The 26,349-nt window shown below is 66.3% G+C and carries 26 protein-coding genes; 10 read left to right on the plus strand and 16 right to left on the minus strand.

Translation table 11 applies throughout. From position 1 onward, the window contains the following. Positions 1-172: 172 nt before the first annotated feature. Both DL237_RS08735 and DL237_RS08740 read right to left on the minus strand, forming a co-directional pair. Entirely contained in the window at positions 173-751 is a 579-nt protein-coding gene (locus DL237_RS08735; RefSeq protein ID WP_119398663.1) for a hypothetical protein, read from the minus strand. Further along, entirely contained in the window at positions 748-1,344 is a 597-nt protein-coding gene (locus DL237_RS08740) for a riboflavin synthase (RefSeq protein WP_119398664.1), read from the minus strand. Before DL237_RS08740 ends, DL237_RS08735 begins: the two co-directional genes overlap by 4 nt. Positions 1,345-1,616: 272 nt before the next feature. Here DL237_RS08740 and DL237_RS08750 point away from each other — a divergent pair, with 272 nt between their 5' ends. The 3 genes from DL237_RS08750 (at position 1,617) to DL237_RS08760 (ending at position 6,188) form a co-directional block, all read left to right on the plus strand. Further along, positions 1,617-2,921: a capsule biosynthesis protein gene (locus DL237_RS08750; RefSeq protein WP_119398666.1), complete on the plus strand. Its 1,305-nt coding sequence runs from the start codon at positions 1,617-1,619 to the stop codon at positions 2,919-2,921. Positions 2,922-3,041: 120 nt separating this feature from the next. Beyond that, on the plus strand, positions 3,042-4,136 hold the full coding sequence (locus tag DL237_RS08755) for a polysaccharide biosynthesis/export family protein (protein ID WP_456107157.1): 1,095 nt from the start codon (positions 3,042-3,044) through the stop codon (positions 4,134-4,136). Between the two features lie 114 nt (positions 4,137-4,250). Further along, a complete protein-coding gene (locus tag DL237_RS08760; RefSeq protein WP_233544913.1) occupies positions 4,251-6,188 on the plus strand; it encodes a capsular polysaccharide biosynthesis protein in 1,938 nt (645 codons plus the stop codon). 86 nt (positions 6,189-6,274) lie between these two features. Here the strand turns inward: DL237_RS08760 and ribD are convergent, their stop codons facing one another. Both ribD and nrdR read right to left on the minus strand, forming a co-directional pair. Beyond that, positions 6,275-7,351, minus strand: a complete 1,077-nt coding sequence (gene ribD / locus DL237_RS08765) for a bifunctional diaminohydroxyphosphoribosylaminopyrimidine deaminase/5-amino-6-(5-phosphoribosylamino)uracil reductase RibD (RefSeq protein ID WP_119398729.1) — start codon at positions 7,349-7,351, stop codon at positions 6,275-6,277. A 26-nt stretch (positions 7,352-7,377) separates the two neighbouring features. After that, positions 7,378-7,845 carry a transcriptional regulator NrdR gene (gene nrdR / locus DL237_RS08770; protein ID WP_119398668.1) on the minus strand — a complete coding sequence of 156 codons (468 nt, stop codon included), beginning with the start codon at positions 7,843-7,845 and terminating at the stop codon, positions 7,378-7,380. A 774-nt stretch (positions 7,846-8,619) separates the two neighbouring features. Here nrdR and DL237_RS08775 point away from each other — a divergent pair. Both DL237_RS08775 and DL237_RS08780 read left to right on the plus strand, forming a co-directional pair. Beyond that, positions 8,620-9,273 carry a heme oxygenase-like domain-containing protein gene (locus DL237_RS08775; RefSeq protein WP_119398669.1) on the plus strand — a complete coding sequence of 218 codons (654 nt, stop codon included), beginning with the start codon at positions 8,620-8,622 and terminating at the stop codon, positions 9,271-9,273. Between the two features lie 3 nt (positions 9,274-9,276). Next, on the plus strand, positions 9,277-11,862 hold the full coding sequence (locus DL237_RS08780) for an HWE histidine kinase domain-containing protein (RefSeq protein WP_233544914.1): 2,586 nt from the start codon (positions 9,277-9,279) through the stop codon (positions 11,860-11,862). 99 nt (positions 11,863-11,961) lie between these two features. Here the strand turns inward: DL237_RS08780 and DL237_RS08785 are convergent, their stop codons facing one another. The 4 genes from DL237_RS08785 to DL237_RS08800 form a co-directional block, all read right to left on the minus strand. After that, complete coding sequence (locus DL237_RS08785; RefSeq protein ID WP_119398670.1) at positions 11,962-13,056, minus strand: GGDEF domain-containing protein; 1,095 nt, start codon at positions 13,054-13,056, stop codon at positions 11,962-11,964. Continuing rightward, entirely contained in the window at positions 13,053-13,640 is a 588-nt protein-coding gene (locus tag DL237_RS08790; RefSeq protein ID WP_119398671.1) for a heme NO-binding domain-containing protein, read from the minus strand. The genes DL237_RS08785 and DL237_RS08790 overlap by 4 nt, the downstream gene beginning before the upstream one ends. A gap of 283 nt (positions 13,641-13,923) precedes the next feature. Beyond that, the gene (locus DL237_RS08795; protein ID WP_119398672.1) at positions 13,924-15,510 is read right to left on the minus strand and encodes a trimethylamine methyltransferase family protein; all 1,587 of its coding nucleotides are present in this window, start codon (positions 15,508-15,510) and stop codon (positions 13,924-13,926) included. A gap of 85 nt (positions 15,511-15,595) precedes the next feature. Then, positions 15,596-16,309: an HAD family hydrolase gene (locus tag DL237_RS08800; RefSeq protein ID WP_119398673.1), complete on the minus strand. Its 714-nt coding sequence runs from the start codon at positions 16,307-16,309 to the stop codon at positions 15,596-15,598. Positions 16,310-16,514: 205 nt separating this feature from the next. Between DL237_RS08800 and DL237_RS08805 the strand changes: the two genes are divergently transcribed. After that, positions 16,515-16,961 (plus strand): MarR family winged helix-turn-helix transcriptional regulator, encoded by a 447-nt coding sequence (locus DL237_RS08805; RefSeq protein ID WP_233544915.1) that lies wholly within the window; start codon positions 16,515-16,517, stop codon positions 16,959-16,961. Here the strand turns inward: DL237_RS08805 and DL237_RS08810 are convergent. Beyond that, positions 16,958-17,242: a DUF3572 domain-containing protein gene (locus DL237_RS08810; RefSeq protein ID WP_119398675.1), complete on the minus strand. Its 285-nt coding sequence runs from the start codon at positions 17,240-17,242 to the stop codon at positions 16,958-16,960. The genes DL237_RS08805 and DL237_RS08810 overlap by 4 nt on opposite strands. A 126-nt stretch (positions 17,243-17,368) precedes the next feature. Between DL237_RS08810 and DL237_RS08815 the strand changes: the two genes are divergently transcribed. Next, positions 17,369-18,853 (plus strand): diguanylate cyclase domain-containing protein, encoded by a 1,485-nt coding sequence (locus DL237_RS08815; RefSeq protein WP_119398676.1) that lies wholly within the window; start codon positions 17,369-17,371, stop codon positions 18,851-18,853. Between the two features lie 445 nt (positions 18,854-19,298). Here the strand turns inward: DL237_RS08815 and DL237_RS08820 are convergent, their stop codons facing one another. From DL237_RS08820 to DL237_RS08835, 4 genes are all read right to left on the minus strand, one after another. Then, the gene (locus DL237_RS08820; protein WP_158585607.1) at positions 19,299-19,820 is read right to left on the minus strand and encodes a periplasmic heavy metal sensor; all 522 of its coding nucleotides are present in this window, start codon (positions 19,818-19,820) and stop codon (positions 19,299-19,301) included. Positions 19,821-19,824: 4 nt separating this feature from the next. Continuing rightward, positions 19,825-20,286 carry a hypothetical protein gene (locus DL237_RS08825; RefSeq protein ID WP_119398678.1) on the minus strand — a complete coding sequence of 154 codons (462 nt, stop codon included), beginning with the start codon at positions 20,284-20,286 and terminating at the stop codon, positions 19,825-19,827. After that, positions 20,279-20,872, minus strand: coding sequence for an RNA polymerase sigma factor (locus DL237_RS08830; RefSeq protein ID WP_119398679.1), 594 nt, complete (start codon positions 20,870-20,872; stop codon positions 20,279-20,281). The genes DL237_RS08825 and DL237_RS08830 overlap by 8 nt, the downstream gene beginning before the upstream one ends. Positions 20,873-21,131: 259 nt before the next feature. After that, positions 21,132-21,737: an EF-hand domain-containing protein gene (locus DL237_RS08835; RefSeq protein WP_158585608.1), complete on the minus strand. Its 606-nt coding sequence runs from the start codon at positions 21,735-21,737 to the stop codon at positions 21,132-21,134. A gap of 302 nt (positions 21,738-22,039) precedes the next feature. Between DL237_RS08835 and DL237_RS08840 the strand changes: the two genes are divergently transcribed. Together DL237_RS08840 and DL237_RS08845 are read left to right on the plus strand one after the other, a co-directional pair. Then, positions 22,040-22,504 (plus strand): DUF983 domain-containing protein, encoded by a 465-nt coding sequence (locus DL237_RS08840; RefSeq protein WP_119398681.1) that lies wholly within the window; start codon positions 22,040-22,042, stop codon positions 22,502-22,504. Between the two features lie 71 nt (positions 22,505-22,575). Further along, positions 22,576-23,286 (plus strand): NUDIX hydrolase, encoded by a 711-nt coding sequence (locus DL237_RS08845; RefSeq protein ID WP_119398682.1) that lies wholly within the window; start codon positions 22,576-22,578, stop codon positions 23,284-23,286. Here DL237_RS08845 and DL237_RS08850 read toward each other — a convergent pair. The 3 genes from DL237_RS08850 to DL237_RS08860 are packed head-to-tail and all read right to left on the minus strand — an operon-like array spanning position 23,283 to position 25,302. After that, positions 23,283-24,170 (minus strand): DMT family transporter, encoded by an 888-nt coding sequence (locus DL237_RS08850; protein ID WP_119398683.1) that lies wholly within the window; start codon positions 24,168-24,170, stop codon positions 23,283-23,285. The two genes, DL237_RS08845 and DL237_RS08850, sit on opposite strands and share 4 nt — an antisense overlap. A 15-nt stretch (positions 24,171-24,185) precedes the next feature. Further along, on the minus strand, positions 24,186-25,103 hold the full coding sequence (locus DL237_RS08855) for a fatty acid desaturase (RefSeq protein WP_119398684.1): 918 nt from the start codon (positions 25,101-25,103) through the stop codon (positions 24,186-24,188). Continuing rightward, positions 25,096-25,302, minus strand: coding sequence for a DUF2061 domain-containing protein (locus tag DL237_RS08860; RefSeq protein ID WP_119398685.1), 207 nt, complete (start codon positions 25,300-25,302; stop codon positions 25,096-25,098). Before DL237_RS08860 ends, DL237_RS08855 begins: the two co-directional genes overlap by 8 nt. A gap of 105 nt (positions 25,303-25,407) precedes the next feature. On the opposite strand from DL237_RS08860, the gene DL237_RS08865 reads away from it, so the two are divergent. Then, a complete protein-coding gene (locus tag DL237_RS08865; RefSeq protein WP_119398686.1) occupies positions 25,408-26,268 on the plus strand; it encodes a helix-turn-helix domain-containing protein in 861 nt (286 codons plus the stop codon). Positions 26,269-26,349: the final 81 nt, after the last annotated feature.

Below are 26,349 nucleotides of genomic sequence, written 5' to 3' on the forward strand. Positions count from 1 at the left end.
GGTCAACGGCGAACGCCAGCCTGTCGGACGGTGCGGATATGGACAATTGCTGTGCGGCGCTGTGACCGCGGTGTGCGGCGATGCGGCCCTGGCCCGGGAAGGCGAAGGCGCACGGGCGGGCGGGCGGGCACCGGAACGGCAAAGGGCAGGAACGGGAAAGGGGGCGCGCGGCCTAGCCGAACAGGCTGTCCGCGCGCAGGACGCCACCGAGACGCCCCGCCATCACCCATTCGTCCTCTCGCGGGAGGGCGGTTACCGCCACGATCGACGCCGCCGGCATCTTGCCCTGCGCCAGCGCCAGCGCCTGGCGCATTGCGGCGTTGCCCCCATAGGGCGCGGGCGCGGCAAACACCGCATCGAGGGCCGGCACCCGTTCGGCCAGTTGATCGGGCGTCAGCGGCGGCACGGCAAGGCCGATGCGGCGCACGCCCTGAAGCGCGGCGAGGCGGGCCGTGACCTTTGCCGGGGGCGGGCCGCCATTGGCAAAGACCCCGAGCGCGTTGGACGAAAACAGATAGGCCCCGATATCGCGCCCCGCCGTCATGTGGATCGAGGCATAGACCGCGTAGGACAGGCCCAGTTCGCGGGCCCGTTTCACGCGGCGCCGCACCACCTCGGGCGACCGCTCGGTTTCGGTGCGATCATCCAGCGCCTGTTTCCAGGCAAGGATGCGCGCACGGCGACCGGCCTGCGAGACGGGGCCCTGATTGTGCCCCGCACCGGGCAGCCAGTCATCATCGTCAGTGATCAAGGTCGGGCCGAGGCCTCTTGCAGGCGGGCAACGTAGCGCGCCATGGTGTCGACCTCGAGGTTGATCAGATCCCCGACGGCCGCGTCGCCCCAGGTGGTGACCGCCTTGGTGTGCGGGATCATGTTCACGCCGAAGGTATCGCCCTGAACCTCGTTCACCGTCAGCGAGGTGCCGTTCAGGGCAACCGACCCTTTCGGCGCGATGAATCGGGCCAGCTCACCGGGGGCGCGGAACAGCACGCGGGTGCTGTCGCCCTCCTCGCTCAGCGACAGCAGCTCGGCCACGCCATCGACATGGCCCGAGACGATGTGGCCGCCGAGTTCGTCCCCGACCTTGAGCGGGCGTTCCAGATTGACGCGCCCCCCCGTGGCCCAGCCCGACAGGTTGGATTTCGACAGGGTTTCCGCGCTGATATCGACGTCGAACCAGTCGTCGCCCATGTCCACCACGGTCAGGCAGACGCCATTGCAGGCGATGGACGCCCCCAGGTCGACGCCGCCCATGTCATAGCTGCATGCAATCCGCGCCTTGAGGTCGCCGCGTTTTTCCAGCGCGCGAATTGTGCCGATATCGGTGACGATTCCTGTGAACATGAGCAGCCTCGTTTGAACTCTGCCCTTTGGCCTAGCGCCAAGACCAAGGCCCCGCAAGCAGGCTTTACCTTATCGCAGGATACGATAGGTCATATTTCAGCCAGTCGCATGATTTCGCACGCCCCGCGCCGCGCCCAAACACGCGTAGCCACGCGGGGATCAACAGACACAAGGGCACCAACAGACACACCGGGATCAACAACCAAACGGGGATCAACAGCCAAACGGGCACCCAAACGAAGAGCCACACGAATAGCCAAAAGGACAGACGCATGAGCGATACCCCCGCGGAACACCGGGTTTTCCTGTTCCTGCAGGGGCCGCATGGCCCTTTCTTTCACCAGCTTGCCCGGATGTTGCGGCTGGCGGGTGCCGACGTGTGGCGTGTCGGTTTCAATGCCGGTGACAGCGCGTTCTGGCCGCATCGCGCCAGCTATATCCCCTATCGTGACCAGGTAAGCGGCTGGTCGGCGGCCTGCGACACGATCCTGACGGACAAGGCGATCACCGATATCGTGCTGTACGGCGACACCCGCCGCGTGCATTCCGAGGCGATCACGCGGGCACGGGCCCGCAGCCTGCGCGTGCATGTGTTCGAGGAGGGCTACATGCGGCCCTACTGGGTGACCTACGAACGCGGCGGGTCGAACGGCAATTCGCGGCTGATGGAGATGTCGGTCGACACCATGCGACAGATGCTGGCACTGTCGGACATAGATGCCCCCCTGCCCCCGGCGCGGTGGGGCAACCTGCGCGAGCATGTCTTTTACGGCGCGCTGTACCATTGGTTCGTGATGTTCTGGAACCGCCCCTACCGGCATTTCGCGCCGCACCGCGACCTGCCCGTGACGGCGGAATTCATGTTGTACCTGCGGCGTCTGGTCAAGATGCCGTTCAGCGCGTTGGAACGGAGCATCGCGTCGTTCAGGATCCGGCGCGGCGGTTTTCCCTATCACCTGGCGCTGTTGCAGCTGGAACATGACAGCTCGTTCCGGGCGCATTCGCCCTTTGCCACGATGACCGAGTTCATCGAGGTGGTGATGCGCGGGTTCGCGGACGAGGCGCCGCGCCATCACCACCTGGTCATCAAGGCGCACCCGCTGGAGGATGGCCGCGTCGCCCTGCGCCAGGACATCCGCCGCATGGCGCGGGCCCTGGGCCTGAAGGGGCGCGTGCATTACCTGCGTGGCGGCAAGCTGGCGCAGCTGCTGGCCGATACGCGCAGCGCCGTGACGGTGAATTCGACCAGTGGCCAGCAGGTGCTGTACCGGGGCATTCCGCTGAAGACGTTCGGGGCGGCCGTCTATGCCAAGCCCGAGTTCGTGTCGACCCAGCCGCTGGACGCCTTTTTTGCCGGGGCGGTGCGGCCGGATCGCCGCGCCTACCAGGATTTCCGCCGTTTCATGCTGGAAACCAGCCAGATCGCCGGTGGGTTCTACGCCGGGCGTGCCCGACGGCAACTGCTGCGCCAGGTGGTCGACATGATGCTGGCGGAGGATGATCCCTACGATGCCCTGAAATCGGGAACCGCGGCGCCGCGGCAACAGTTGCGAATCGTCCATCGGGACGAGGCATAGCGAATGCTGGCTTTTAAACCTCTGCTTGTGTAGCGTTTTCTCAAAACACGTCCGTCCGACCTGGACCGAGGAGACTGAGCAGTGACACACAGAGCGCCCCGCTGGATTCGGTACGCCGCGATGGCGGGTGTGATGACGGCGATCTCGGCCTGTGCGATCCTGCCGCGTGTCGGTCCCAGCAAGCGCGAGATCTATGCCGGATCCGTCGAACGCAGCGGCAACGCCCACGTCGTGGCCATCAACGACCGGGTCATCCGTGCCACGGCGGTGACGCCAGCCCTCGGCTTTTCCGCCGGGTTTCGCGATGCCGCGATGCTGGGGTCGGACACCATCCGCGCCGGAGACACGCTGAGCCTGACCATCTGGGAAAACGTCGATGACGGGCTGTTGTCGAACCAGGGCATCAACTTTACCCAGCTGGACGCGGTGCAGGTGGATGGCGACGGCTTCATCTTCGTGCCCTATGCCGGGCGCGTGCTGGCCGCCGGCAACACACCCGAGGCGATCCGGCGGATCATCACCGAAAAGCTGGCCGACCAGACGCCCGACCCGCAGGTCGAGGTCCGCCGCGAGGCCGGTGACGGTGCCAGCGTGACCCTGATCGGGTCTGTCGCGGGCCAGGGGGTGTATTCGATCACGCGACCGACGCGGACGCTGTCGGCGATGATCGCGGCGGCGGGGGGGATCGGAATTGCCCCCGAGGTGGCGCAGGTCACGGTGATCCGGGGCAACATGCGTTCAAAAATCTGGTTCCAGGACATCTTTGACGACCCGCGCCACGACATTGCCCTGCGCAACGGCGACCGGATCCTGATCGAGGAAGACAGCCGTGCCTTTACCGTGATGGGGGCGACGGGCACGCAATCGGTGATCAAGTTCGAGACGCCGACGCTGTCGGGGATCGAGGCGATCGCGCAGGCGGGCGGCCTGCGATCAAACGCCGCCGACCCCACGGGCGTATTCGTTTTTCGCAGCGAACCCGAGGGGATAGCGGAGCAAGTGCTGGGGCGTCCGGGGCTGACGGGGCCGCAGCGCATGGTCTACGTGATGGACCTGACACAACCGAACGGCATGTTCATGGCACGGGATTTCCAGATCCGCGACGGCGACCTTCTGTATGTCACCGAGGCGCCGTTCACCCAATGGGACAAGACGATTGCTGCCCTTACAGGGTCGCTGGGCACGGTCAACAGACTGTCCGCCCTGGGCCAGTAGGCGATGACGCGGCGCGGCGCCGCGCCGCCCGGACCGCCCGGGCAGGAGAGCGAGGAGCGGCACCGCGTCCCGTCGGTATCTTGTCGGTATTACGTCGGCCCAGTGGGGGTCTGGATGCAACCGAGGGTGCGGCGCATCCTGCGGCTGGCGGGCTATCGCCTGCGCATCGGTCCGGCCCGCCCCGGCGATCTGGTCGCCGTCTGGGGACACGCCGAAGCCGCCCGGCGCGGCGCGGCCCTGGCGAAACGGCGCGGCGCGGCGCTCCTGCGGATCGAGGATGCCTTTCTGCGATCCCTGGAGCCGGGGCGGGCCGGGGCGCCGCCGATGGCCCTGACCGTCGACCACCGGGGATGCCATTTCGATGCGACACTGCCATCTGATCTGGAACACCTGCTGAAGAGCGAACCGCTGAACGATCCGGCCCTGCTGGCGCGCGCCGAAGGTGTCATGGCCCGGCTGCGAGAGGCGCACCTGACGAAATACGCCGCCGTCGACCCCGACCTTGCCCTGCCGACGCCGGGATTTGTGCTGGTGATCGACCAGGTGCGCGGCGATGCCTCGGTCCGGTTGGGGCGTGCGGATGCGGCGACATTCGCACAGATGCTGGCCCGTGCGCAGGCGGAAAACCCCGGCGTGCCGGTGGTGATCAAGACCCACCCCGAAACCCGTGCCGGTTTTCGCGCCGGGTATTTCGGCGCCTCGGATGCGACCGACCGGGTCACGCTGCTGGACAGTGCGATCAGCCCGTGGCGCCTGCTGGAGGCCGCAAGCGCGGTTTATACCGTCAGTTCCCAATTGGGGTTCGAGGCGATCCTGGCCGGGCACCGGCCGCGCGTCTTCGGCATTCCCTTCTATGCTGGCTGGGGTCTGAGCGAGGACCGCCACCCCGACATGCCCGGACCCGACCGGAGGGGGCGGAGACTGACGCCGGCGCAGCTGGTCGCCGGGGCGATGCTGCTGTACCCGCTGTGGTACGATCCCTGCCGCGACCGCCTGTGCGCCGCCGAGGACACGATCGAGGCGCTGGCGGCACAGGCCCGCAGCTGGCGCGAGGATCGGCAGGGCTGGCGCGGACTGAACATCCGGCTGTGGAAACGCCAGGCGTTCCAGCGGTTTTTCGGCACGGTCGTGCCCATGCGGTTCACCCCTGCCCCGGATCGGCGCCGGGTGATGAGCTGGGCCGCGCGCACACCACAGGCCGACACCGTGGTACGGGTCGAGGACGGGTTCCTGCGATCCCGCGGGCTGGGCGCGGCGCTGGTACCGCCGCTGTCGCTGGTTCTCGACGATCTGGGGATCTATTATGACCCCGCCCGCGAGAGCCGGCTGGAGCGGTTGATTGCCACGCGCAGCACCTTGCGCGCCGATCAGCGAGCCCGCGCCGAGGCCCTGATCGCGCGGCTGCGGGCGGCGGGTCTGAGCAAGTACAACACGGGCCAGGTGCCTGACCTGTCGCACTTGCGCGCCGGCCGACGCCTGCTGGTGCCGGGACAGGTAGAGGACGATGCCTCGGTCCGGCTGGGCGCGGGCGCCGTGCGCACCAACCTGGCGCTGTTGCAGGCGGCGCGGGCGGCCCATCCCGACGCGGTGATCCTGTACAAGCCGCACCCGGATGTCGAGGCCGGGCTGCGGCCCGGCGCGATCGATGCCGGGGGCCTGGCGGATGCGGTGTTGCGCGATGTCGATCCGGGGGCGGTGCTGGGCCAGGTCGATGCGGTCTGCACGATGACATCGCTGATCGGGTTCGAGGCCCTGCTGCGCGGCCTGCCCGTGCAGGTGCTGGGCCAGCCGTTCTATGCCGGATGGGGCCTGACGGACGACCTGGGGCCGCAGGTGGATCGGCGGCGGGCGCGGCCCGACCTGGCCGGTCTGGTCCACGCGACCCTGATCGACTATCCGCGCTACCGCGATCCGGTCAGCGAGCTGCCCTGCCCGGTCGAAGTGGTGGTGGATCGGCTGGCCGAGGGGCGCGCCCTGCCGCGCGGACCGGCGCTGCGCCTGCTGGCACGGGCACAGGGGCTGGCCGCATCCCATGCCCGGATATGGCGGTAGCGGAAAGCGGGTTTCTGGCGGGCTGGGTATTTGGGGGCTGGGTATTTGGGGGCCGGGTATCTGGGGGGCCGGGTATCCGGGGGGCGTCAGCTGGTGGGGCGACGCCAGCGGGTCATGACATCGGGGCCGAGACGGCGCAGATCGCTGAGGCTGAGACGCGGCGCTTCGGCCAGGCGGTCGATGCCCATGGCGCCAAGCGCAGGCCGGCCTTCGGCACCGAACAGCAGGCCGCCGTTCATCACCACCAGTTCATCCACCATATCGGCCGCCAGCAGGGTTGCCGCCAGCGCGCCACCGCCTTCGCAGAACACCCGCGTCAGCCCGGCCGAGCCGAGCGCGCGCAGGACCGACACGATATCGAGCTGCCGCCCCTGAAGATCGCATGACAGCAGTTTCGCCCCCAGCCCCTGCCATGCGTCGATCAACTGCGGATCGGCATCGCGGCCATGGCAGATCCAGACCGGCACGTCGCGCGCGGTCCGCGCCAGCGTGCCCAGCAGTGGCAGGTCGATCCGGCGCGACACGACAACACGCACCGGCTGGCGCGTGACCCCGAGGTCACGCACGGTCAGGGACGGATCGTCGATGCGCGCCGTGCCCGCCCCCACCATGACCGCGTCGTGACGATGGCGCATGGCGTGCACGGTGCGGCGCGCCTCGGTGCCGGTGATCCACTGGCTGTCACCGCTGGCGGTGGCGATGCGGCCATCCAGCGTCAGCGCGAGTTTCAGCGTCAGGAAGGGCCGCCCCTGTTCGCGCGCCAGAAAGAACCCCTCGTGATCGCGGGCGGCCTGCTCGGCCAGCAGGCCGGTGGTGACGGCGATACCGGCAGCGCGCAACATGGCAAAGCCCCTGCCGTCGACGCGCGGGTCGAGATCGGCAATGGGGGCGACGACGCGGGCAATGCCCGCCGCGATCAGGGCCTCGGCGCAGGGCGGTGTCTTGCCATGGTGGGCGCAGGGTTCAAGGCTGACATAGGCAGTGGCACCGCGCGCGGCCTCGCCCGCCTGTGCAAGGGCCTGGGGTTCGGCGTGCGGGCGCCCCCCCGGCTGGGTCCAGCCCCGACCGACGATGCGCCCATCACGCACGATGACACACCCGACCGCCGGGTTCGGCCATGTGCCACCCTGGCCGCGCCGCCCCAACGACAGGGCCAGCGACAGGTAGCGGAGGTCGTCGGCGGCGGTGCTCACTCGTCTTTCGGCGGGGTCGGGCGCAGCTCGCTGACAAACTTGTCGAAATCGTCGGCGGCCTGGAAGTTCTTGTAGACACTGGCGAAACGCACGTAGGCCACGGTGTCGATCCGGGCCAGCGCCTCCATCACGATCTCGCCGATCACCTTCGAGGGGATGTCGGTTTCGCCCATGCTTTCCAGCCGGCGCACGATGCCGGAAATCATCTGGTCGATGCGTTCCTGTTCGACGGGGCGTTTCTGCATCGAAATGCGGATCGAGCGTTCCAGCTTGATACGATCGAAATCCTCGCGGCGTCCGTTCGACTTGATGACGACGAGGTCGCGCAGCTGCACCCGTTCGTAGGTCGTGAAGCGGCCCCCGCAGGCGGGGCAGAACCGGCGCCGGCGGATCGAGACGTGATCCTCGGCGGGCCGGGAATCCTTCACCTGTGTGTCGATATTGCCGCAAAATGGACAGCGCATTCGCTGACCCCCCTATCCGTTCGACCCCGAGGTGCGCAAATCGCTATGGGGTCTTTCCGTTTTATCCACAGCGACTATAGGGGGTCCACAGCAGATTGGGTAGCATGGAAATGTGCGGTCCATATATGCTGCGAATTTGCCACGCTGACATTTGAAACACAGATAAACATGCAATCAAGAGCGCTGCATGAATAATCGCCCCCAACCGGCAAATGCCCAAATAGACAGCCTTGGGTCGCCCCGCCAGCCACCTCATCCGGCAAGAAACCGCGCATCGGTGACGTTCGTGCTTTAGTCCCGCGCGCAGGCGTCTTATGGCGAAAACGCGGCAATCTCAGATTTGCATGGAGCATTCGCCGTTCGCCCCGAAAATCGGGGCATGATTTCCGGCTGTGAACATGGGCCGCGCGACGGGGGCCCGCCGGCCCCGCAACCCTTGATGGACAAGGGCGTTGATCATAATATGTATCCCTAAGGCAGATTAAGTACGGGCATTAAGAGAGTTGAATGTTTTCTAAATCAGGTGTGTCGACGATCGACAGGCCGTCACCCGCAGCCCCCACCGGATCCGATGGATCGACCGGCGCCATCGGCAGCCCGGCGTCGGAGATGGACAGCAGCGCGGAGAGCGACGGGGACACAGAGCAGAATTGGGACGCGGAGCAGACGAGAGCGAGCTCTCGCGGATCGCGCGCGGCGTCACCCGGCCCCGCATCCTCATCTTCGGCGTCGCGGAGAGCACCCAGGTCGCGCCGCCCGGCGCGCGACGGAGCTGTGACCGAGAGCTGCCTTGATCTGCTGCGCCGCGAAACCCGCGGCGCCCACGAGGCTACCGAAGCCCTGTTCGCCCCCTTCATGACGCAGCCAGCCGCGCATCTGGACATGTTCCTGGCAACGCATCTGCTGGCCTTCGAGGCAATGCGGGACGCCCGGATCGGTGCCGAGCTGAGCGAAGAGGCCCAGTGCCTGCCCGACATGATCGCCAGATTGCGCAAAGACTGCGATCTGCGGATGCTGCACCTGCCCGAAGCCCCCGTCCTGCCCCCCTTGCCGAGCGCGGCAGTCGCCTATCTGGTGATCGGGTCGCGGCTGGGCACCGAGGTGATCCGGCGCAAATTGGTGGCGGGCGGTTCCGATCAGCCCTTGCCATGCTATTTCGCCCCGCAGGACACCGGACCGGCCTGGCAGGCCCTGCGGGCACGCCTGACCGCCCTGCCCGCCGCCAGCGCTGAGGCCATCGACATCTGCGCGGCGGCCCGAACCGGATTTGACGCCTTCGTACGGGCCGACGCGCTGCTGCGCGCGCACCCGCAAGCACGACCACTGGCGACACAACCGGCGGCGCCACAGTTGCGCCCGACGTCGCGCATCGACGCACCGGGCGATCGCCACACCCACGATACCAAACCAGCGACGCAGGAGTCCTGACCTTTGACCAACGCCCAAACGCCTGCCGTGGCTGCGCATTATTCCGAACCCGATCTGACCAATTGCGCCCGCGAACCGATCCATATCCTGGGGCGGGTGCAATCCTATGGCGCCCTGCTGAGCCTGTCGTCCGACTGGTGTGTCCAGCATGCGTCGGAAAACCTGGAAGACATCCTGGGGATCAGGGCAGAGGCCGCGCTTGGCCAGCCGCTGGCCCAGTTGCTGCCCGAAGAAAGCTTTGCCCGCATCCGCGAGGCCCTGCGTTCCGTCGGGGCGCTGCACCCGGTGTTGCGGCTGTTCGGCGTTCCGATCCAGGGCGCGGCGACGCCGAATTTCGACCTGTCGATCCATCAGTCCGGGTCGCGCCTGATCATCGAATTCGAACCGCACGGCACGCAGCGCAGCGGCGATCCCATGTCGCAGGTCTATCCCTATATCAACCGGATCCGGCGGACCCGCGACCTGCGGTCATTCACCCGCGAGGCCGCGCGGTCGCTGCGGGCGCTGTGCGGCTTTGACAGCGTGATGGTCTATGAGTTTTCCGAGGATGCGTCGGGGCATGTCATCGCCGAGGATACGGCGGACGGTCAGCGCCGTTACCTGGATCAGCATTTTCCGGCGTCGGACATTCCTGTGCAGGCGCGCGTTCTGTACAAGCGATCGCTGCTGCGCCTGATTGCCGATGTGAACGACCCCGGCGCGCGCATCCTGGCGGCCGATCCGGCAGACACGCAGCCGGTCGACCTGTCGCTGGCGGCAACGCGCGCCGTGTCCCCGATCCACATCGAATACTTGCAGAACATGGGCATTCAGGCGTCGATGTCGGTGTCGATCATGAAGGATGGCGAACTGTGGGGCCTGTTCGCCTGCCACCACGACCAGCCACGCTATATCGACTACGAACTGCGCACCTATGTCGAATTGTTCGCGCATCTGTTTTCCTATGAGCTGGGCCACCTGGACCAGGCGCAAAAGCGGCTGGCCGCCGAACGCTCTGCCCAGTTGCAGACCCGGCTGATGGCCAGCATGGCAAATGGGCAGGACCTGCCCGGCAGCTTGATGTCCGTGTCCGAGGATATTCGCAGCGTCATTCCCCACGACGGGCTGGTGCTGATCACCGAGGGACAGTTTTCCGCCACGGGGATCACGCCGACACGCGAGGAATTCGCCGGCATTTCACGCTTGCTGAACATGAAGGGGGAATCCCAGGTTTTCGCCACCAACGCCCTGTCCGAGGTGCTGCCCGAGGCGGCCGATTTCGCGCAGCGCTGTTCGGGAATCCTGGCGATTCCGATTTCGCGGATGCCGCGCGATTACATCGTGTTGTGCCGCCGGGAGATGACCGAGACCGTGAAATGGGCCGGCAATCCGAACAAGCCGGTGACGGTCGGTCCGAACGGTATTCGCCTGACGCCGCGCAAGAGCTTCGAGATCTGGCAGCAGACGGTGGACAAGACCTCGCGCCCCTGGTCGGCAGGTGCCACCCATGCGGCAGAATTGCTGCGGGTGGTGTTGCTGGAGATTTTCCTGAAGATCACCGAGCAGACCGCCGCGGAACGCAAACGGTCGCAGGAGCAGCAGGAACTGCTGATTTCCGAGCTGAACCACCGTGTGCGCAATATTCTGAACCTGATGCGCGGGCTGGTCGCCCAGTCGCGCGGGGCCGAAGATACGCTGGAGAGTTTCGCCACCAGCCTGGATGGGCGCATCCAGGCCTTTGCCCGTGCCCATGATCAGCTGACCAAGGACGATTGGACGCCATCCTCGTTCATGGAAATGCTGCGGCTGGAATTCGCGGCGTTTGCCGATGACCGGTCGGGCCGGGTCGATCTGCAAGGGGCCGACGTCCTGATCACGCCCGCGGCCTATTCCAACCTGGCGCTGGTGTTTCACGAACTGGTGACGAATTCGGTCAAATACGGCGCACTGAGCGATTCCGGCGGCGTTGCGGTCAGGCTGGAGCGCAACAGCGACGGATCGCTGGACATTCACTGGCGCGAATTCGGCGGTCCGCCGGTGGCCGCGCCAAAGCGGCGCGGTTTCGGATCGACCATCATCGAGCGTTCGATCCCGTTCGAGCTGAACGGCGAGGCAGAGGTCGCGTATAACATCACCGGTCTGGTCGCCAAGTTCTGCCTGCCGTCGCGCTATGTACTGGACGCCCCGACGCGAAAGGCAGCCGCAAACGCCGACTCGGCCCCGAGGGTCCGGGGCGAAGGGCCATTCCTGACCGGCAAGGCCTTGGTGGTCGAGGATGCCATGATCATCGCCATGGACGCAGCCGACATGCTGGAGGACATGGGAGCCGCCACCGTGCGCATCTCGGCCAGTGTCAACGCCGCCCTGGCCGAGATCGAGCAGCACGATTTCCAGGTCGCGATGCTGGATGTGAACCTGGGGGCGGAGCAGTCGGTGCGCGTGGCACAACGGCTGGCCGACCTGGGTGTGCCTTTCGTGCTGTCGACCGGATACGGCGAAAGCGACGATATCCGTATGCTGTACCCGCCCTGCGAAATCCTGCGCAAACCGTTTTCCAACGAGACGGTGCAAGCTGCCGTCTGGAACGCCCTGCACAACGCCGACGGGTAAACGCCGCGACACGCCTTGCACGGTTCAGGGGGCACGATGATCCCGCCTGACCCGTGCAGGTGCGCCGCCGAGATCCGCCGCGCCTGATCGCCAGCCGGATCAACGGGCGGGGGGGTGCCCCTGTTGCGTCGAAAAGAAACTGTGGCGGGCGCGGCCGGCCTTTTTCGATGCGTAGAGCGCGACATCCGCATCCGCGATCATCTGTTCCGCGCGCGGCTGGGGGTAATGATGCGACAGCGCCGTCCCCATCGAACAGGACACGCGGCATTCCGCCCCCTCGAAAAACACTGGTTCTTCAAGGCGTTTGATCAGGCTGGCCGCGATTTCCTCAATCCGGGCGGGTTTGACCAGCCGCGGAAACAACAGGACGAATTCATCACCCCCGACCCGGGCAACGGTGTCTTCCTCCCGGGTTTCCTCGACCAGCACACGCGCGACATGTTGAAGGACGTAGTCACCGGCGCGATGGCCATGGGTATCGTTGACCTGCTTGAAGTAATCCAGATCGAGGTGCATCAGCGAAAATTGCGTGCGCGTGCGCAGTAGCCGGGCCAGCACGTGATCCATGGCGCGGCGGTTCTTGAGACCGGTCAGCGTGTCGGTATAGGCCTGTTCCTCGGCCGCGATCTTGGCCCCTTGCAGGCGCATGTTGAGCTTGCGCGATGCCTCCATTGCGGCTGTCTTGGCCTCGATCAGGTAGAGCATTTCGATGGTCAGGTCGGTGGGCGCGAAATCCCCGCTGTGCAGGCTGTAGGTCTGCAAGGCATCGACGATGGAAATTCCGAAGGAGAAGTTGACGATGGCACCCCGCCGGCCCGCGGTATCGGCGCCGAGCGGGATCAGCACGGCCTTGAGCGCGGTGCGGGGATGGTCGCGCAGACGCAGGTGCAGCTTGGTGCCCGCCGCGCGCAGCAGCGACGCCATGTTATCGACCGCCCGCGGGCGGCTCATCTCGAACAATTCGAGAAAGCGCGCCCCGGCCAGCGGCGTGTCGGGGCGCAGTTTCTGCATGGTCGGCCCGGCATGGCGAATATGCCCTGTCGGGTCGAGCACGACATGCAGCGGGCACAGGACATCCAGTGCCTCTTGTGGCAGCCCGACAAGGGGCGAGGGCGCCTGCGGGGCGCCCTCGCCCGGACCTGAGCGTCTGGCGCTGCCGGTGGAGGAGCCGGACACCGAGATACCCACACTCATCCCGCGCGGGCCCCGAGATCAAAACTGCGGCCTTCGGCGAAGGCGGTTTCGACAAGCGATATTTCTATTTTTTCAATACCTTGCACCATTCCCGCGTAGTCGAGCAGGACCAGGGCGCCATAGTCGTCCGCCATGGCGCGCAGCACCCCGACAAGAACATGACCAAAGCCGGGGAGCCGCGAATGACAGGTCACCGAAAACCGTTCCGCCGAATGCTGGCGCAACTCGACCACCGGCAGATCCAGATCGGACACGGCAAGGCGGGTGCGATCGGGCAGGTCATCGAGCGAATGCAGGAAGTCTTCGTAACAGACCCCGGCGAAGCGGAGCAGGCGACGCAGACCTTCGTTGTTGGGATGCGAGACGAGGTAGGTTCCAATATCCTCGAGCACCATGTTGAGCGGCTTGTCGAGACGGAGGCAGGCGGCATCCAGCACCTGCCAGGTGAGGGCGTCATCGTAGGCCAGCATCGCCTCGAACTCGGCAAAGGGGAGGTCGACGGCAAGGGCAACATCGCTCCATGCCGCTTCACCATAGGTGTCGCGCAGGAAACATTGAATGGACCTGTTGATCAAACCGTGCATGGCGCCGCGTGCCCCTTTCTGGAAACGTCAGAATGGCCCGGGGAGCCTTAATATAGCGACAATATGTCCAATTTTCAGGACTTCGCCCGGCCGTTTCCCGCCGAAGCTGCGGGACGGGCCAAGTGCCCCTGCGCGCCGTCGGACGGCGATCACCGACCCGTCGAAAGCGTCACGCGGGGAGCCGCCGGAGGCCCGGCGCGCCCTCCGAAAGGGATCGGCACGGGACAGGCGTGGGCCGCAAACCGGCCGCGAAATGCAACGTCGGTATCCTGTCGGTGTTGCGTCAGTAATCGGTCGGTGCGCCGCCGGCCTCTTTCCGGGCGATCACGAAGGCTTCGAGTGCGGCGCGGTTGGCGTCGGGCATGGTGGGCATCCGGTAGTCTTCGAGGATGCGCAGGTACAGGGTGTGGGCACGCTCGGCCGTCCAGACGGCACCGGTCTGTTCCCAGCTTTCGTAATTGCGCCAGTCCGACAGGAAGGGCTGGTAAAAGGCCGTGGTATAGCGATCCTGCGTGTGCTGGGTGCCGAAGAAATGCCCGTTCTGCCGCACCTCGCGCATCGCCTCCAGCGCGAGGTCACCGGGGGCGGTGGCGGTCAGGGCGGGGTCGAGGTAGCGCTGGATATGCTGGAGCACCTCGCAATCCATGATGAATTTTTCGGGGCTGGCGATCAGCCCGCCCTCCAGCCAGCCGGCCGCGTGGTAGACGACGTTGGCGCCCGATTGCACGGCAGACCAGAGCGCGTTGGAGGTTTCCCACATCGCCTGCCCGTCCGGCACGTTGGCGGCGCAGGACCCCGAGGCGCGCATCGGCAGGCCATAGTGGCGGCACATCTGGCCGGTCATCTGGGTCGCGCGCATGTATTCCGGGGTGCCGAAGGCGGGCGCGCCGGATTTCATGTCGACGTTGGAGGTGAAGGTGCCGAAGGCGCAGGGCACGCCGGGGGTGATGTATTGCGCAAGGGCAATGGCCGACAGCCCCTCGGCCAGGCTCTGGACAACGGCACCGGCCATCGTCACGGGCGCCATCGCGCCGGCAAGGGTGAAGGGCGACACGATCAGCCCCTGCCCGCGTCGCGCCATGCGCATCCAGCCATCGAGCATCGGATAGTCGTGTTTCAGCGGCGACGTGGAGTTGATGTTGGTGAAGAGGTGCGGCTTGGCGGTGAATTCGTCCTCGGTGGCGCCGCTGGCGAGGCGCACCATCTCCATCACGTCCTCCACCCGCTCGGCCCCGAGGGAATAGGCGTGCACGACCTTGTCGGTCAGGGTCAGGCTGTCGAACATCACGTCGAGGTGGCGGATCGAGGGGTGGATGTCGACGGGTTCGACCGGGTAGCCGCCGGAAAAATGGATGCAGTTGAAATACTGGGTCAGGCGCAGCAGGTTGGCGCAGTGATCGCGGGTGCCCGGCACCTTGCGCCCCAGCGACATGTCCCAGTAGTTCGGCGGCGAAGACACGTTGCCGAACAGGATATGCCTGCCGCCGATCGGCAGCGTGTGGGCGGGGTTGCGGGCTGTGATCGTCCATTCGGACGGCGCATGGGCCAGCATCTCGGTCACGAAATCGCGGTCCATGCGGACCACCTCGCCCTCGGTCAGACAGCCGGCCTGACGCAGGATCGACAGGGCCTCGGGATTGAGGAAGGCGACGCCGATTTCCTCAAGCACCGTCATGGCCGCGTCGTGGATGGCGGCGATACCGGCATCGTCCAGTGGTTCGGTGGGATGGTCGGTGTTGACGGGAATGCGCCACTGGCTTTGTGCAATCGCCGCCGAGCCGCGCCGCCCGGCAGCCCCTGCCCGCCCGCCGCCGCGTTTGCGCAGGATGGCCGGGGTCAGCTCTGCATCAGCGTTCGATATCTGGGCCATCGTTCGTCTCCAAGTTGCCGGATCAGGAAATCCCGCAGCGTGGGCCGATGCCATGCCAGTTGCGACAGGTGGGGTCGCAATCAGGCTATGCGTTGTCCAGGGCCGGTACTGTGCCGTCCAGCCAGGCAGGCAGATGCCCGATATCGGGCAGAATGACATCCGCGAGGTCGGCCAGGTCACGCGCCGACGCCGGGCCGGTCAGCACGCCGACGGTGGCCATGCCCGCCGCGCGCCCCGCGGCCAGGTCATGGGTGCTGTCGCCCACCATGACGACGCTGGCCGGGGGCAGACCATGTTGGGCGGCAAACGCCAGCAGGGGCGCAGGCGCGGGTTTGGCCCCATGGCCCGAGTCAAAGCCCGCGACGAAATCGAAGTGATCGAAGATCCCGGCGGCACGCAGCTGGGCATGGGCGCTGTAGGCGCTGTCGTTGGTCATCACCCCGAGGCGCAGGCCGCGCGCGGCAAGCCCTGCCAGCAGGGGCGACAGCGGCGCCGTCGGCACCAGATCCGCATCCGCCGCCTTGCGGATCAGAAAGGCGGCAATCTCCTCGACCGGGCGTTCGGGAAGCGCCGAATGGAACAGCGCCGCCGCCTCGTCGTTGGTGCCGGCGATCACGGGGCTGTCGGGGTGGAAACGACCGCTCGACAGGTCGAAATGCACGGCGCGGGCCAGCGCCGCCGCGCGGGTCGGATCGCCAGCGGACAGATCCTGGATGACCGCGCCGGCCCAGGCGTTCCATGTCGCGCCGAAATCGAACAACGTGCCGTCCTTGTCGAAGAGAATGCCCTGAAATTCCATTTGCACCATCCTGTCCTGGCCTGCGCCGTCCGGTTCTGCCTGCGGGTCCGATCCCGTGGCGACGGTTCTGCGCGATCGGGGCCCGCATCACAAGTGGGCAGCGCGCCCGACCGGCGCCCGCGATGCCCGGGGCGGGCGGTTCAACCTGCCCCTGTGCTTGACTTTTCCGGGGCTGTCAGGCTCAACACCCTGTATGAGCGATGAGATGACCCGATACCGGCTTCACAAGTCCCTGGGCTACTGGCTGTCACTGGCCGCCCGCCTGCAGGAGCGGCGGCTGGATGAGCAATTGCGCCAGATCGGGCTGAGCCGGATCACCTGGTGCATCCTTCTGGGTGTCGGCAACGAAGGGCTGAGCCAGCCCTCCGAGCTGGCCGAGTTCGTCGGCATCGATCGCACCGCGACATCGCGCGCCCTGCGCCAGATGGAGGAAGCGGGCCTGATCGCGCGCACCTCGGGCACCGGCGACCGGCGCACGCGGCAGATCACGCTGACCGCGGCGGGGCGCAGCGCGGTGGCCAAGGGCACGCCCTATGCGCAACAGAACATGGACGTGATGCGCGACCGTCTGGCCGAGGGCGAAACCGAGCAATTGCTGCGCCTTCTGGAAAAACTGACCGAAGGCGAAGAGACCAAGCTGCGCTATCTCTAGGTCCAGTGCACCTGTTCGCCGCCCGGCAGCGCCGCCCGCGCCTGCATCGGCACCTCGTAGGCGAGGCCGCGGCTGTCGCAGAAGGCGATGACCCAGGCGTCATCCATCATCACGAAATCCAGCACCGCCCCAAGAAATTCCGGCGCGGTCGCCGCGTCGCGCAGATCATCGGTGCTGAGGCCCGTTGCGCCCATGAAGACCGGCAGCAGATCGTCGTTGCCGGCCAGCCAGGTCAGGCAGTCCAGCGCGGTCTTTTCCGCAGCATCGCGCGACATGGTCATTTTGATGAAAAACCTCTGAAAACCGGAAATCCTTTCTTAACCAATTCCATCAATTCTCTTTTCATGCAACCCAACTCGGTTCCCGGGTGTTGACTGCCTGTAACCGCAATTTTTCGTGAGGGGCCAATGCCCGGACGCATTCTGATCCTCGACGATAACATGACACGGCGCATCACCCTGGCGGCGCGTCTTTCAGGGGCCTTTTACGACATCCAGGTAGCGAGTTCGGATGCCGAGGCCGAGGCGATCATCGGCAATGATCGGCCCGGCGTGATCCTGGTGGCGGACGAACTGGCCTGCATCAGCGCGACGGTCTTCATCCGCCGCCTGCGCGAGGATCCGAAGCACGCAAACACGACGATCTTCGTGCTGACGGCGCCGGGGGCGCAAAACGGACGCGCCGACCTGCTGACCGCAGGGGCGGACGAGGTGTTGCCACGCAGCGAGCCGGACGAGGTGTTTCGCGCCCGCCTGCGGTCGCATGACCGGTCGCGCGACATGATCGACGCCTTGCGGATGCGCAACGAGGACGGCCAGGTGCCCGGCCTGTCCGAGGCCGCGCCGCAGTTCCGTGGCAAGATACGGGTGACGCTGATGGCGCCTGAGGCCGAACAGGCCGAGGCCTGGCGCGAGGCGATCGGCAGCGTCGACGGGTTTCAGATCTGCGTGGCCAGCGACGCGGGGAGCGACAGGCGCGGCGATATCCGCGGCCAGGATCGGTCGGGCGTGGTTCTGCTGGGCGTGGTCCCCGGCTCGGAACACCGCGCGTTTCGGATGCTGGCCGACCGTGTGACGCGCCCCGAGGAGCAGGACGGCGCCCTGCTGATCTTTGCCCCCGAGGCCGACGAGGCAACGGTGATCGCAGGCTACGAGGCCGGCGCCGGCGCGGTGATGTCCGGCCCGTTCGATCCGGCCGAAGTGGTGGCGCGGCTGCGCATGCTGCACGATCGCCAGACCCGCCAACGGGGCCTGCGACGCGCCTTGCAGGAAGGATTGATCGCGGCGATTACCGATTGCCTGACGGGGTTGTACAATCGCCGCTATGCCCTGCCGCAACTGGCGCGCCTGTCGGCGCAGGCCGCGGGCAACGGTCACGACCTTGCGGTGATGATCCTGGACCTGGATCACTTCAAGCAGGTCAACGACAGCCATGGGCACGGCATCGGGGACATTGCCTTGCAGACCGTCGGCCAGATCCTGCAGAGCAACCTGCGCCCCGACGACCTGATTGCGCGGATCGGCGGCGAGGAATTCCTGGTCGCCCTGCCGCAGACTGACATCGTCGCCGCCGAAAAGATTGCCGAGCGGCTGTGCCGGATGGTGCGAGAGACGGCCGTTCTGCTGCCTGGCAAGCAGCCCGCGCTGAACATGACGGTTTCGGTCGGGCTGGTGATGGCGCCGCGAATGCGACGCAGCGCCGAGGAGCTGATCGCCGCAGCCGACAAGGCGCTCTACGCCGCCAAGGGGGGCGGGCGTGACCAGGTGGTGCTGCTGCCCGGCGTCACCGCCCCGCTGGAGCGCCCGAGCGTGGCACACACCCAACCTCTGCTGACAGGCACTCCGCCGACGAACCCGAATGCGCAGGACCCGCAAATGCAGCTGCGCATCTGAGCAGGCACAGGTAATGGCCTCGGCGGTGCCGGTGCGGGGTGTGTGGGGCCGCGTGTCTGCCTGATTGCGCGGGCGAGGCATGAAATATTAGGGCCGCTGCGCCGGCCGGATCCGTTCGCTGGGCGGGCCTCTGCGTGGAGCGCGAGAGGGGGGCCGATCAAGGCGGAGACGCAGATGCAACCGGGTTGGGCATGGATCGCGTGCAAGCGGCATATCCGATACGACAGCCACAACAGCGCGCATCGGCGCAGAAACCGCAAGAGCGCGCAAAGTGCATCGCCACAACAGCGCGCATCGGCGCAGAAGCCGCAAGAGCGCGCACGGAGCAAGGAGCACGGGGCAAGGAGCACGGCGAGCGAAAACGTCGGGTCATGCACCTGCCAAGGCGCGCTGCACAGTCCCCGAAAACGCGATGACGATGCCGCACCGATTGGGTGCGCGGGGTTTACTTGTCGCTCTTCTTGTCGCGGGGCGGACGGTTCACAGCCTCTTCCAGGCGATCCGCGAAGGCCATGCGTTCCTTGCGCGACATCTGCGAAATTCGTTCGACAAGCAGCTTTTGCCCGATATCCTGCCGACGCATCGCCTCTTGCAGCTGGTTTTGCAGGCTCGCCCTGAGGGCGGTGCTGTCATAGGGATCCGAGCGCAGCGCCGTCAGGATTCTCTGGAATTCAGCCTTTACCGCGCCGCGCTCAGGGCGATTGGCGCGAATTTCACGCATCATCTCGCGCCCGATTTCGCGCCGGTCCTCGTGCGTCAGGGCATAGGAAAAGATGCCACCGATCCGATCGGCGCGCGGCGGCCCCTCCATCGGGGGATGCTTGAGAAAGGCGCCAACGACGATGCCCGCGACGGCAAGGTTTGCCGCCAGCGACACAAAGAGCAGGACGCGCACCGCGATGCTGCCACGCTTGCGCATCGGGGCCTGTGTGCTGCCGGTTGCGGTGTCTGGTGTCGGATCGCTCATCGCCCTACCCTTCGGTCTGCGCAAATTCGAAGACATCGCTGCTGTCCACGAAATAGATGTCGAAAATTTCTTCGGTGCCGGTGGTGCCCATGACGGTCTGAAGGCCGCTTTGCAGCCCTGCGGGGGGCACGATGCCAACCCAGACCCCGGCCATGGTGGCAACGGCAAGACCCGCCAGCGCGGGCGCCCCGCCAATAGATTTCAGCAGCTGCGCCCAGAACCCCCCGCGCGCAAGACCGGGGGCAGGCGATGCGACCGGTACCCGGTGGCGCGCGTTGAGGCGATCGTTGGCCTGAACGGCCAGAACGGCATCGGCATCCGCGAGGATACGGGCGGTCAGTGCCGCTGGCAGTTCTGCCGGCACGTCGCGCGCCTGTGCAAACAGCGACTCGAGTTCGGCTTCGGCCTGTTGGCGACGGCCCGCCTGTTGATGCGCCAGACCGTCAACGTTCTTGTCGTCAGTCATCTTGATACCCCAATTCATCACGCCGCGCTGCGAGCAGATCGCTGAGTGCGCGTTTGCCACGGGCCGTCAGACTCTCGACCGCCTCGGTGCTGATCTCCATGATCTCGGCAATCTCAGGATTGCCCAGTCCTTCTATGTGGCGCAAGACCACGGCCTGCCTTTGACGGTCGGGCAATTGGTTCAGCGCCTGTTGCAGGGCATCCATCCGGCTGCGCTGCTGCATCTGTTCGTCGACCGGAGCGACCGGATCGGCCATCTCGGGGACGTCTTCGATGTCGGGCACACCGACCCGCCGCCGCCGCAGCCGGTCAGTGCACAGATTGGCCGTCACGCGGTAGAGCCACGTTGTGACCTTGGCCTCGCCCTGCCGCCAGTCGGGCGCGATGCGCCACAGGCGCAGCAGGGCCTCTTGCGTGACATCCTGCGCTTCGTCACGGTCGCCCAGCATCCGCCAGGCCTGCGCCAGCACGCGCGGGCCCAGACGCGCGGTCAACACGCGCGCCGCAGAGGCATCCCCATTGGAAAACAGCACCAGCAGGGCGTCATCCGGTATGGCGTCTGGATCGTCGAAAGCCATGTCACTCATGCCTCAGGGGCGTATCCCGTTGGTCTGTCCGTGGCAATGTGCTGTGCCTTTCCCGGGAGGATTTGCCCCGGTTGTCGCCTATGGGTGCAACGGCGTGTCAGCGCCGCCTGTCGTGTGACCCCGCCGCAACCTGCGCTGGGGATGCAGGCCGGATTGCGGCGGGGCATTTCCGGCTGGACCTCGGTCGAGATCTGGCAGGAAACCCGCTGTATGCCGGCACCACGCAGGGCGCCGGTCCACAACGCGGGATCAGCGTCGATCAGCCCTTGTCGGCGTCCTCGACGGGTTTGCGGTGACTGCCGTCACGGTCGCCATGGTCGCCCATGTGGCGCCCGTCACGCCCGCCCATGCGCGGGCCGAACTTGCCCGGACGATCGCGCATCTTGTCCATACGATCTTTCGCGGCGGCGAATTCCTCTTCTGAGATCGCGCCGTCACCATTTTTGTCGAGGCGTTCGAACATGGTTTTCGGGGCCGGAGCGGCGCCGGGTTTCATCTCGTCCGCGCTGAGCACGCCGTCATCGTTCTGGTCCAACCGGGCGATCATGCGTTCGGCCATCCGGGTCTGGCGATCTTCGCGGCGCTGTTCGGCCATGGCCTGCATGCGCGCGACCATTTCCTCGACACTGACGGTGCCGTTGCCATCGCTGTCCGCTTCGGAAAAGCGTTTGGCGGCAGCGGCATCAAGCTCGTCCTGGGTCACCTGGCCGTCACCGTTGGCGTCGAGCGTGGCAAAATCCATGTGCGGAGCGCCCTGCGGCCCGCCGCGCCCCTGTGGCATGTCGGATTGCTGTGCGATGGCCCCGACAGAAAGGGAGGTCAGCGCAAGTGCGGCAAGGCCGCTGAGAATGACTGCACGTTTCATGGGATATCTCCTCTGGTGCCTGTTCGTCAGATGGCCGGGGGGGCCGGTTTGGCCGTTCAGCCCGTCATCTGCATACTCATACGGGGGGCGCCGGCGGTTCCGTCGCGGGTCTGGCGATTTTCTTTTGACGGTCGGCCGTACCCTTCCCGATCCGCCGTGCCCTGACCTGCCCTGCCTGAGCTGCCCTGCCTGACCTGCCCTGTGGCCGGGGATTTGCGACATGGAGCCGCAAGGACGATGCGCCACCTTTGAAAAACCGGCCCCGTGCCCCACCTTTCAGCATTCGTGGAAAGGATGCCGGTATGCAGGACGATTGGGCCCAGACATACGAAACGCCCGCCGACCCATCTGTGACGCGCCAGAAGCCGCGTCCTGTCGAGGTCGCGGCACGACGGCCCGAGGCGCGCGCCGTCTGGCCCGCCCTGCGCCGGGGGTGGCGCCGGAAATGCCCCAAGTGCGGCGCGGGACCATTGCTGAACGGCTACCTGAAGGTGCGCGATCACTGCCCGGTCTGCCGCGAGGGTTATTTTCACCACCGCGCAGATGATGGCCCGGCCTATCTGACCATCCTGATCGTCGGCCACCTGGCCGCACCGGGTTTGCTGATGGCCTATTCGACCTGGCAACCGGACCCGATGGTCCTGTTCACCACCTTCGCCATTGGCACGGTCGCACTCTCCCTCTACCTTCTGCCCAGGCTCAAGGGCGCGCTGGTCGCGTTTCAGTGGGCGCGGCACATGCATGGCTTTGAAGAGGCGGCGCGCTGAGCGCCTGTTCCCCCATCACCGCGGGGCGGGCCTGTTCGCAGCCACCGCCGCGCGATGTCAGGGAGAGAGAGATGACCGAGATTCCGATCCGCGATGCAGCCACCGTGATCGCCCTGCGGGACCGCGACACGAACCCCAGGGTCCTGATGGGCCAGCGTGGCGCAAAAGCAGTCTTCATGCCGAACAAGTTCGTCTTTCCCGGCGGTGCGGTGGACCCCGACGATGCGAAGGTGCCCCTGGCCGCCCCCCTGCCCGAGCCTTGCGCCACGCGCCTGGGCGAGGATTGCACGTCAGGCCTGGTGCCCGCGCTGGCCGCCGCCGCCATCCGCGAGATGTGGGAGGAAACCGGGCTGGTGCTGGGCCGTCCCGGCCCCTGGCTGTCGCCGCCCGCAGACTGGGCGGGCTTTGCCGCGACCGGCCATCTGCCCGATGCCTCGGGCCTTCAATTCATCTTTCGCGCCGTGACGCCGCCGGGGCGGCCGCGCCGTTTCGACGCGCGGTTCTTCATCGTGGACGCCAATGCCGCCATCGCCGGGGATCCCGACGATTTTTCCGCCGCATCTGACGAGCTGTCGCAATTGCAGTGGATACCGCTGGCCGAGGTGCGCAGGTTCGACCTGCCCTTCATCACCGAAGTGGTCCTGGCCGAGGTCGCCCAACGGGTCACCGATCCCGGCCCGCCTGCCAGCGTCCCCTATTTCGCGCAAGGCGCCGAAGCGCAGATGTTCCGGCGCCTGAAAGGGCTGAGCCGGCTGACCGGGATCACCGATACCCGCGACTAGGTCAGGACGATCAGCGCCAGCACGCTGATGCTGATCAGCGCGATCCCAAGCCCCTCGCGGCGGCTGAGCGTTTCGCGGAAAAACAGCACCGACGCCAGCAGGCTGAGCACGACTTCGGATTGTCCGACGGCATAGACGTAGGCCGCGTTTTGCAGGGTGAAGGCGCTGAACCAGCAAAAGCTGCCCGCGACCGATGTCAGCCCAACCAGCGACGTGACCCGCCAGCCGGTGATGACGCGCGTGATTTCGCCCTTTTCACGCCAGGCCAGCCACGCCCCCATCAACAGCAGTTGCGAGGTGACGACCGCGACCAGCGTGATCAGGGCGCGCACCTCGGGTCCGCCCGGCACCTCGAGCGAGGCACCCCGGTAGGTGACGCCCGACAGCGCGAAGAACAGGCCCGAGGTCAGCCCCAGCCCGGCCGCCCGATTGGCGAACCGTGACAGGCCGCGCCCGCCGGGCACGGGCGTGTCGGTCAGTGCCAGCACGCCGAACAGGCCGACGCAGATCGCCAGAAGTGCGGCAAGCGATACGGTTTCGCCCAGGATCAGAAAGCCGATAAAGGCAGTCAGCAGCACTTCGGTCTTTTTCAGGGTGATGCCGACGGCAAAGTTGCGGCTGCGGAACAACGCCACGACGCAGACCGTCGCCAGGATCTGGGTGACACCGCCCAGGATGGCGAGGCCCCAGAACCGCAGCGTGAGGTCGGGCCAGTCCAGCCCGCTGATCAGCAACGCGGCCCAAACCACCGGTGCCGCCCAGAGAAAGCGTGCGAATGTCGCCCCCGCCGGGCTGAGACCGGCCCCGGAGAGGTGCTTTTGCAACATGAAACGAGCGGTTTGCAGAACCACCGCTGCCAGGGTGAAGCCGATCCAGATATTCATGCCGCATGGGATGCGCTATTGCCCCGGCGGACGCCAGAGGGGATGTGGCACCGGATCTTTCGCGCGGCAAAAATAGCGCAGGAAAACCCGTGCGTATGAGCGGTAGACATAGGAATCGTTGCGGCGCAGGTAGTGATCGCGGCGTCGCGCATACAGCCCCGGCAGATCATACCAGGGCCGCTGCGGGTGCATGTGATGCACGACGTGGAAATTGTTGTTGAGGAACAGCAGCGCCAGGGGGCCGCGATCTTCGATCACCACCGTTCGAGCGCGGGCCCGCATGTGCGCGCGATGTTCCAGATAGGTCCGGATCTTGAGCAGGGAGTGCCCCAGGTAACTGCCGAACAGCAACGCCCCCAACGTGATGTCCGCGAGCGTCACCTGCCAGGCGATCACCAGCCCCAGCGCAGGCAGATGCCAGGCCCACCCCCGCGCCACGGCGCGATCCCCGGCGCGCAGGGCGATCCATTCCAGGCGGACAAAGCCGATGGTGCCGATCACCGGGCCGATGGCGATCCGGCCCAACAGGGTGTTGTTGACCTCCAGCACCCGCCGCGCCCAATGGGGTAGCCTTGCCCAGATGGCCGGATCCCAATAATTGCTCTCGGGGTCGTCATAGGGATCGGTGATCACCTCGTCCCGGTGGTGGGCGCGGTGTGTGGCGGCAAAGCGCAGGTACGGCACGATCAGCGATAGCGCCGGAAAGACCAGCGCCGCATTCAGCCACTGGCGCCGAAACGGGTGGCCATGGATCACTTCGTGGCTGAGCGAGGAATGCAGGCAGGCCGTCAGGGCCACGACGGCAATCGCCAGCACCTGCGAAACACCCGCCAGCCATGTGGTCGCCAGCCCCCAACACAGATAGCACAGAACCAGCAGCAGCAGCGTGGGCCATTCCACGCGACGTGGCCAGAACCTGCGCGGATCAGCCATGCAGGCGGCCCCAGCGGATCCTGTCCCAGAGCCGTTCGTACAGGATGTAGGACACCAGCCCGAGGCCTGAATTGACCAGCGCCATGCCGCCCCCGAGGCGCAGCGACCCGGTAAAGAGGTAACCGACGAGCGCCATCATCACCGTGCCGAGACAGGTCCAGAGGATCGCCTTGACCAGACTGCGTGCCGCCGTTTCCATGATGAGACCCCTCTGCTTGACCCGGACAGGGGTATCGCACGGCAGTCGGGGAGAAAATTCAGGATACTGTTAACAAATCCGTCTTATGGTGATATAATTCACCACATGAGAGATATTATCGACAAGCGTCAGCGTGCCCTGCTGTTCCGTGATCGACTGCGCGATGCGATGCAACGCCGTGGTGTCAGCCAAAGCGCCCTGGCCCGCCAGATCGGAGTCGATCGATCCACAGTTTCACAATTGCTGGGCGGCGATGGTCCGCGCCTGCCAAATGCGCAGGTGGTGGGAGAATGCGCCGCCACGTTGGGCGTATCGGCGGATTGGTTGCTGGCCTTGTCGGAGCGTCCGGAAACAGCCGCCGACCTGCTGGCAACGTCGGCGGCGCTGACGGCGGCACCAAGGGCGCTGGTGGATGAACAGATCTTTGCCTGGCACCGTGAGGCGGCAGGTTACAAGATCAGGCATGTGCCGGCAGGCCTGCCCGACATGATGAAGACACATGCCCTGCTGGAATGGGAATACACGCCGCACCTGGGACGCACGACGCAACAGGCCATCAATGCGTCCGAAGATCGTCTGCAATGGATGCGCGGCGCCTATTCGGATTACGAGATCGCAGTGCCGCGCCACGAGATGATCGCCTTTGCCACCGCCACGGGATATTACGCCGATCTGCCGATGGCGCTGCGGATAGAACAGATCGACCGGTTCATCGCCCTGAACGAGGCGTTGTATCCACGGCTGCGGCTTTACATGTTTGACGCGCGCCGGTTGTTTTCCGCCCCCATGACGGTCTTTGGCCCGCTGTTGGGCGTGCTGTACACCGGACAGAACTACATCGCGTTTCGCGATACCGAGCGGGTGCAGGCGCTGACGCAGAACTTTGACCAACTTGTGCGCGAAGCCTCGATCACCGCGCGCGCGCTGCCGCAATTCCTGCGCGACCTGAGAGAGGCGGTCGTGTAAAGGCCGCCCCGCCCTCGCAACTGCGGTTTGGTTCTGCCAGGCGACCGGACTTGCCCGACCAAGCGGGAAAGGCGTGAAACC

The sequence above is a fragment of the Pseudooceanicola sediminis genome (assembly GCF_003575965.1).
GTDB lineage: Bacteria > Pseudomonadota > Alphaproteobacteria > Rhodobacterales > Rhodobacteraceae > Pseudooceanicola > Pseudooceanicola sediminis.